This is a genomic window from Kosmotoga sp., from assembly GCF_982836095.1.
Genome location: NZ_CEYIHJ010000070.1, coordinates 619 through 8,860, shown reverse-complemented (window position 1 = coordinate 8,860; position 8,242 = coordinate 619). Strand labels below are relative to the sequence as shown.

Annotated in this window: 6 protein-coding genes; 2 read left to right on the top strand and 4 right to left on the bottom strand. The window is 40.8% G+C overall.

The features are described from left to right. Positions 1-482, top strand: a 482-nt coding sequence (locus AC3LHT_RS06020) for a polyprenyl synthetase family protein (RefSeq protein WP_488662275.1), incomplete at its 5' end; no start/stop codon positions are given. Here AC3LHT_RS06020 and AC3LHT_RS06015 read toward each other — a convergent pair. Beyond that, a complete protein-coding gene (locus tag AC3LHT_RS06015; RefSeq protein ID WP_488662274.1) occupies positions 479-1,324 on the bottom strand; it encodes a serine/threonine-protein kinase in 846 nt (281 codons plus the stop codon). The two genes, AC3LHT_RS06020 and AC3LHT_RS06015, sit on opposite strands and share 4 nt — an antisense overlap. Before the next feature lie 58 nt (positions 1,325-1,382). Between AC3LHT_RS06015 and AC3LHT_RS06010 the strand changes: the two genes are divergently transcribed. Continuing rightward, a complete protein-coding gene (locus AC3LHT_RS06010) occupies positions 1,383-2,231 on the top strand; it encodes a PHP domain-containing protein (RefSeq protein ID WP_488662273.1) in 849 nt (282 codons plus the stop codon). Here AC3LHT_RS06010 and AC3LHT_RS06005 read toward each other — a convergent pair. The 3 genes from AC3LHT_RS06005 to AC3LHT_RS05995 form a co-directional block, all read right to left on the bottom strand. Next, complete coding sequence (locus AC3LHT_RS06005) at positions 2,200-2,388, bottom strand: MoaD/ThiS family protein (RefSeq protein ID WP_290644966.1); 189 nt, start codon at positions 2,386-2,388, stop codon at positions 2,200-2,202. The genes AC3LHT_RS06010 and AC3LHT_RS06005 overlap by 32 nt on opposite strands. A 32-nt stretch (positions 2,389-2,420) precedes the next feature. After that, on the bottom strand, positions 2,421-3,317 hold the full coding sequence (locus tag AC3LHT_RS06000) for a bifunctional enoyl-CoA hydratase/phosphate acetyltransferase (RefSeq protein WP_488662272.1): 897 nt from the start codon (positions 3,315-3,317) through the stop codon (positions 2,421-2,423). Between the two features lie 55 nt (positions 3,318-3,372). Then, a partial coding sequence (locus AC3LHT_RS05995; protein WP_488662271.1) for a hypothetical protein occupies positions 3,373-8,242 on the bottom strand: 4,870 nt, incomplete at its 5' end.

Here is an 8,242-nt window from a genome sequence, read left to right as displayed (position 1 = left end):
TCTTAGCACTCCCTTTATCGACCAAAGCCATGTTAAACTTATTGAAGCTTTGGTATGAAGCCAGCCTTCAGGTGATCGAAGGAGAATTTTTCGATGTCAATATAAAGGCAAAAAAGATGGAAGAAATCGAAAAAGTTCATCGCTTAAAAACGGCATCGTTATTTGGTTTTTGTTTTTCAGCTCCATTTGTCTGTGCGGAAAAGTTCTTAGAAGCCTCTGAAATGAACAAAGCTGGAATCGATTTTGGCAGGGCTTTTCAGATATTCGATGATATCAAAGATAAGCTCGGAAAATCCGAAACACTTGGTAAGACCCCAGGCAAAGATGAGGCTCAAAATCGGCCAAGTATTCTCAAGCACATGAAAGTTGAAGATGCCAAAGGATATGCGGAAAGGTTGTATTCTAAAGCACTTGAAAAAATCAAACAAAATGAGGTTAGAAAAGCCTTGATTACAGTGCGGGAGCTCATTGAAGAGCATTAAAAAGGGGACTTTAATGCTTTGAGAAAGTGGTCAACAGTTGGATATCGTTGAAAAGGTTCTAAAGCCATAGCTCTTCTTATAATGCGCCTTATTTTTAACTTCACAGGCGGGATTGGTAGTAGCGAGCCTTTCTTCATTTCGGGGGCAGAAATTGGATCCTCTCCGCTAACTATGAAAAAAAGAATGCCACCCAGAGAATAAATATCCGATTGAGGAGTTATGATAGTGCTGTTACAAAAGCGTTCAGGGGCAGAGTAGAACCATGAAATGATTTTTCCGCGAGTTGTAACGTATATTGTATTTTTGAAGCTCGCGGCGCCAAAATCCATGATTTTGACCTTTCCGGCGTTTAACATGATGTTTGATGGTTTCAAATCTCCGTGTAATATGCCTTTATCATGAATTGCCTTCAATCCCAGAGCGACCTCTTTTATCAATTGAACCGCCAATTTAGAATTCATAGGGCCATGCTTTTTGATAAATTTCCGCAGGGTTTCTCCATCTATGAACTCCATAACATAATAGGCGGTTCCATTTTCCTTAAAATAGTCCAGGACTCTGACAATTCTTTCATCATGAACGGAAGTCATCAGCTTGGCTTCATCGATAAATTCTGATATTCGGTCAAAACTTTTTTCGGAATCTTCTGAAAATACAATATGATTCCCTTCCCTGACACAATTTTTTGGGAAAAGCTCTTTTATAGCCACTTTGTAATTGTCGTGGGCTCTGTCGAGCGCAAGATAAGTTATTCCGAAGCCTCCAGAGCCAAGGCTTGTGACTATTTCATATTGTCCCTTCAACATTGTGCCAGTTTTCAGCGGTAGCCTAATTGAAATCACCCCGCAATAAATGGTATCATTCATTATTAGATTTTACCAGATTGAAGGTGTATTTAGCATGTTTGTAGATTTGCACATGCATTCAACATATTCTGATGGGACGAAAAACATTATCGAAATCCTTGAAATTATAACAAAGAGGAATATAAGACTCTTCTCGATTACCGACCATGATAATATAAAAGGCCAGAAAGAGACTTTGAAATTAGCCAAAGAGCGCGGATTATTGTACATTCCTGGTGTTGAAATCAGTTGCAAATATTCTGGAGGGGTATTAGATATACTCGGTTATAACGTGAGTCATGATAATGAAGCCCTGGAGAATTTTCTTAGTGGGCTTGTTGAACATAGGAAAAAACGAAATAAAATGATCATCGATAAGCTCAACAAGCTCGGCATAGAAATAAGCATGGAAGAGCTCTCCAGCGAGTCAGGCAGTACAGTCATTGGACGTCCCCATATATCAAGAGCCATGCTAAAAAAAGGTTATATACAGACCCTTGAAGATGCTTTCGAAAAATACATTGGGGAAGGAAAACCCGCTTATGTGGAAAAGAACAAATATGAACCCGAAGAGGTCATTTCACGTATCAGAAAAGCTGGAGGGGTTGCAGTTTTGGCTCACCCTCTTTCTTTAAAGCTTGATACCGAGAGTCTTGAGAAGAAAGTAAGAGAACTTGCCCATGCAGGTCTTCAGGGTATAGAGGTCTTTTATAAGGCATACAGTGATGAAGATAAAATGAATCTATTGCGAATCGCCAAAAAATTCCACCTGTTTATAACAGGTGGAAGTGATTATCATGGTGAAAACAAACCGGGAATCGAACCGGGTGTAGAAATTCCCGAGGAACTCTTAAAGGATTTTCTTAAAGAAATCAGCCTCCAGAAATTGCTCTCACAATCCTGACTTCAGCATTTTCGGGAATTTTAGAATCCGGAGTTTTAATTATGCCATCCACAAGTACTATATGTGATTCGAGATTGAGGTTCAAATTCTCCAGAAGTTTTTTCACGCTAACTGACTTACTGAAATTGTACTCCTTTTTGTCAACTAATACTCTCAAAATGGTCACCTCACGGTCAATTATCAATTGTTTTAGTTAGTACTTCCAAGTACTGCGAGAGCTATAGAAGCCAGTTTCGAACTTTCGGCATCGGCCCTGGATACGATGACAATAGGAGCACTTGCGCCTAGTATCAATCCCGCAATGGTTCCACCAGCCAAATATACAGCCGATTTCCCCAAAAAATTCCCCGAGTGAATATCTGGTACAATAAGAAGGTCCGCTTTTCCCGCCACTTCTCCGGATACCTTTTTAATGTTTGCAGCGTGCTCGTTTAAGGCATTGTCTATTCCCAGGGGACCATCGAGGTAACATAAGGGTAGTTGTTTTCGATCAGCCATCTTCGCCAATATAGCCGCATCCATTGTTTCAGGCATATCAGGATTTATCACTTCTACTGCTGCAATGAGGGCAACCCGAGGTTTTTCATAGCCGAGTTTATGCATAAACTTCACGGCATTTTCTATAATAGCAGCCTTTTGTTGAATATCTGGCTTGATAACCATCCCACCGTCGGAAACAAAAATCAGCCTATCCACTGCTGGAACATCCAATACAGCGATATGGCTCAGCAATTTCCCGCTTCTCAAGCCCCATTCCTTGTTAAGTACAGCCTTCAAGAGGTTAGCTGTTTTTACCAGACCTTTCATCAAAATATCCGCTTCACCGCTAGAGATGAGTTTCACGCCTTTTTCCGAGGCTTCCACGGGGTTTTTAGCATCTATTACAGGGAAGCCTGTTCCCAGTTCTTTTTGTACCTCCATGGTCCTTTCTTTGTTTCCTACAAGTATAGCATCTGCAATGCCCTCTTCTTTAGCCCGCTTCAAAGCCTTTATTCCTTCAACATCTTCTGCCCCTACCAGGACAACTCTTTTAGCTTCTTTCAAGGCGCGCACCTTGTTATAGAGTTCTTTAAAATCTTTGAGCAAAATAACACCTCCTTACCAGTTCTCCTGGTGTGGTTTTACCATAAAACATATCTGCTCACTGCATCGGGAAGATGAAAATGTTCTTTCCACGTGTTAACTCTTTGCAATCTGTTACCACGATTTTGTAAGAATTACCATCGCTATCTTTTGCAATAATCAAAGGCCAGGTATCTGCAGAGAAAAACCTTCCTATTGCGTTTCTTATGTAATTGATTTCTTCGGGTTTTAAGAGATCAGAATATTTCGGTGCATACAACTCTACAATAGCACTTGTGGAAAGCTTTTCACGGTCTATCTGCTTGCCTTTATTGAAAATTATCAATTCTCCGTTAAGCGTACCAGCAAACACGAGCGTTTCTTCAAAAGCTTGTTGAGCAGTCATACTGCTGAAATATGGCTCGAATCCCTTATCTGCTGAGGGGTTTGTTATAAAGTACCAATAAGGGCTTTCAGTTACACCGCCATGGTTATCACGAACTGTGATTTTCCAGCGATAAATGGAATAAGGCCTTAAAAAGCTCGTTTTGAATCTAGTAGCGGTTGTGTCGAAAATTTCCAGCGCATCATCGCCAGTCAAACATTCCAGAAGGATGTCATGGGTCAACGCATCTCCATCAGGATCACTGGAGTTCCAGGAAAAATCTCTGAAATCCGTATCCACAACAGCGAAATCGCACGGCAAAGCCGGTTCCGGTATGTGAGGGGGGCGATTTGAAGTATGGAAGCTGCAGGTATCAGTCGCGACACCACCCTGTCCATCTTCGATGGATATCAGCGCGGTATATTCTCTATTGCCAATTAAGCCCTCAATATAAACGGTCGAAGATGCTTTAGTGTCAAGAACGATCGGTTCAACAGCATCTTTGCCGTTGCTGTTTAGTATTCGTAATTTTCCCATTAGTGCATCTTTATCAAGGTCAAAAGCTGACCAGCTAATAGCAGCCAAATCAGGATTCAAGGCAAATTTTGGGATGATTAAATGTACCAAAGGAACGTGGTTCTTTACTTCAAAATGGTAGTATTGACTGTTTACAGGCCTATCCACATACCCATCATTAACTTCCACATACCAACTGTACTTTGTGTTTCCTTTTAGTTGCGGAATCTCAATGGAAGTGCTTTCACCTGTATTCAAAGTGTATATGGCCTTTCCAGCTTCAAAGAGGTGGAAAGTGTATGACAGTTTATCATGATCTTCATCGAAAGCTGTCCAGTAAAACTCGATCGTATCCGGTAGATCTTTGGAATTGTCTTTGGGGAAGACTGGCTTTATTGTTGGAGGATTGTTTTCTGTTTCAAAAGGCACGGATACTGAGGTTGATTTTCCGCCATAACCATCAAAAGCCGTTACACTCCAGCGGTATTTTTTGTGTCCAGGCAATCCATTGGTGGCAATATAGCTGGTTATTCCTTTTTTGACGGGAATCGTCAAATTGTAACTTCCATCCTCACTCCATATGGAAAGCTCATAATTCAGAAGGTCTTCATCATCATCATAAGCGGACCACGAAAATTCTGTTTGGGTTGGTTCACTCGTTTCTTTGGGTGCTACCATAGAAAGAATTTCAGGTGCCGTATTTTCTGTTTTAAACAATGCAGTTTGTGTTGCTATACCGCCGTGTTCATCTAAAGCCTCAAGAACCAGCTTGTATCCTGCATGGCCCTTTAGAGCTTTGTCGAAGTGGTAGTAGTTATCTTTTAAATTGTTTATTTCTACTGACTTGATCTCGTTTTTTCCATCTATCAAAATTAAGGTTATGTTGTAACTCAATTGCTCTTCATCTGGATCCACGGCTTCCCAGCTTAGCATTATTCCCTTTTTATTTACAGTAGGGGAATCAACTGCTTTTTCACCATTGATGAGCAGTTTATTGATCTTGGGAGAACGGTTTGGTGTCGTGAAAGAAATCGTTTTTGAAGAGGTTCTTCTTATGTTTACCGGTAGCTCTTTTTCAATCGCTGTGAATTGGGCGATGTATTCGTGATTACCAGTGAATTTCTCAGAAACTGCCTCAAATATCCGTGTTGTGATAGTTCTAGTGGCAAGCACTGTTTCTGCTGTTTTGGCATCTCTAATGGTTATCAGAAGTGTAAGGCTGTCTCCATCAATATCAGTCGCCTGAGCTGTAAAAATGGGATATATCATTTCTTCTTTGAAATTTGGTGTGTTTGCAGTTATTGACGGTGAGTTATTCAATGTCGTGAATTCCCTAACATCACTCTGGAAAGTTCCACCAAAATCATCGTTGGCTCTAAGGTTCCATAAATAGGTGGTATGAGGTTTAAGATTGATCTTTGCTAAGAACTCATCAGTACTCAAGATGGTGCTTTCTCCTGTTTCTTTTTCCACGATTTCCAGATCAAAATGAATGCTATCTTCCTCGAAATCTTCTGCATTCCACTTGAACGAAGTTGGGCTGTAAGCAACCTCTTTTGCAAAAGCATTGGGTTCTGAAAGTGTTACTAAAGGAGCGGCATTTGGAGTTTCGAAGTCAATGATGAATTCGGAGCTTTTGTTTGCAACCCCATCAGGTTGATCCTGAATTTCAAGCAATAAACGGTAATCAGTATGTCCTTTAAGCCCCCAAAAATCGATCAATTTTGATAAAGGACTTCTGCTTTCAAATTCCCTGTGATTGATTTTCGTTTTCGATCCATCAGGGGTTAATTCATAAAGGGTTGCTCGTAATGTCAGATAGTCTCCATCAGGATCGATGAAAGTAGTTGATGCGTATAGAGTGTATTTCCCTTCCATTTTTGTAAACCAGATCTCCACCGGTGTTGAAGGATTTGTTGGTTTCGGGCTTCGATCGGGGATGGTTAGAGCTGTTGAGATCTCTGTTTCACCCTTATTTTCATCCGTAGCTTTTAGAATTACGCTGTAATTTCCATATCTCGGCAAGGCAATTGTCTGGCTTCCAGTTGGGGGTAAAGTTTTGTCAAAATGAATAGCTTTTCCTAAGTCGTTCTTTATCGTTAAAGCCATACTGACCTTTTCGTTGTCAGGATCTATTGCTGACCATGATATGCTGGCGTCAAGGGTCTCGTACCCTATTGGGATAACATGGAGAGATGTTATTTTTGGTGCCCTGTTCGGGGCATAGAAACTTACCCAATCGCTTTCGCTTTTACCTCCATAAGAATCCAAAGCGGTGACCTTGACTAAATATCTTCTGTTACCGGTAAGAACTCTATCCATCGCCCAGCTATACAGCGCTGTAGCTGTGGAAACAATGCTTTCTCCGCTTTCTTCGTCCTTAACGAAAATCTTGAAGATAATATCATCGCCATCGTTGTCTTCGGAATGCCACTGCATTTCTTCGCTCAATTCATGAATGGAGTTATTTCTCGGCGCGATTATGACGGGTTTTTCAGGGTTTCTATTGTTCACTGGCAATACAGTGACTGCCGAAGTGTTTGCACCGTACGTATCAGAAACTGTTACCTCTAAATTGTATTCGGTGTGCCCTTTCAAAATCAGACTCCCGTTTTTCATAAGCAATTTTTCGGTTTTCCAGAGATGTGGTTTTATTTTGCTTATATTTTCCTGTAATAAGCTGGAAAGATTTATCGTTTCACTGGCCTTTTGGTCTATGTATATATCGCCAATGGGAATCCCATCGAGCCTTATAGAGATGGTGAGCCTGTCATCGTCTGGATCTGCTGCGAAAATTGTGAAAAACACGTGATCAGGATTTTGAATATCATCGGGCTTTGACAATTGGATTTCAGGAGCACGATTTTTCGTTTTGAAAATCTTTTTTATAACAGTTTTTCCTGCACCAAATTTTGAGTCTACTCCATCATTCAAAATTAAATTCAACGTATAGGTTTTATTGCCAGAAAGACCCGGAATTTCAGAAACTTTTATTTTGTTTGTAACAGGTGTAGCTTCGAATAGTACTCCATTTTCGTCGAGGACTTCGAGAGAGATGTTTACTTTATCACCGTCAGGATCGTCAGCTTCCCACGAGATAGTATCGTTGTTAATATCTACTGAGTCGTTATCTTCAAAGAGGTTCTCATTAAGAAATAATTGAGCGAATGGTTTCTTGTTGGGGGTACGGAATGCTAAGGGACTGCTATGAGGCCCCTCACTACCATCATTGAGGATGGATGTTACTTGCCATGTGTAAAGTGTATGAGGGCTGAGTTCAACCATGCAGAAATTCTCATTGGTTTCAAAAGTCTTCGTTTCTGTTTTTACCTCTACCCTTCCCTCGCTAACTATTTCTTTGTGAATTTCCCAGGAAAGCAGTATCTTGTATCTTCCAATGGGCATTTTTGGCTCTTTTAGTTCCCAGGAAAGCTTTACATGTGTGGAGTCCGTTGTAATACCATCAGGTTCAGCCTCCCAATGATATTGCATGGATAAGCTTACAGGGGAGGAATACACTTTTTCGAACCCATCAGAAACAAAACCTCGTACAAAGAAGCTTTCCGCTTCTGCAACGAAAACATCAAAGGTTACCTCACCCTGCCCCTTCAGCTTTTTTGTAGCCATTGTAACGGGGTTCACAAAAGACGGGTCGGGTGATTTTTCATAGCCTACTATGAGCATATCGTCATCTTCATCTTTGACGAGTAATTTTATAGGGAATACGGTTCTTGTGGCGTGAATAGTTCCCTTCATTGGCGAGATTTTTATTGAAGGTTTAGCATTTGCAACTTCAAGAGGCCAGAGAATTCTATTGCCCATACTGTCACGATTGCTTATTTTTCTACCGTTGCTGTAAAGGATTTCCACCGTCCAGTAATAGCTTTGGTGAGGCTGGAGCATGACGGGAAATTCGTTGTCTGTGGTTTCGGCTTCTATCAGTTTTTCCTTACCTTTGGGATCTCTATAAACCAGGACAATGTATTTATCGATATTTTGAGAGCTTTTTGCTTTCCATGTGAGTTTGAAGCTCCCTTTCAGGGCTTTC

Coding starts and splice junctions, on each gene's coding strand:
- AC3LHT_RS06010 (WP_488662273.1), top strand. CDS start 1,383: ATGTTTGTAGATTTGCACATGCATTCAACATATTCTGATGGGACGAAA.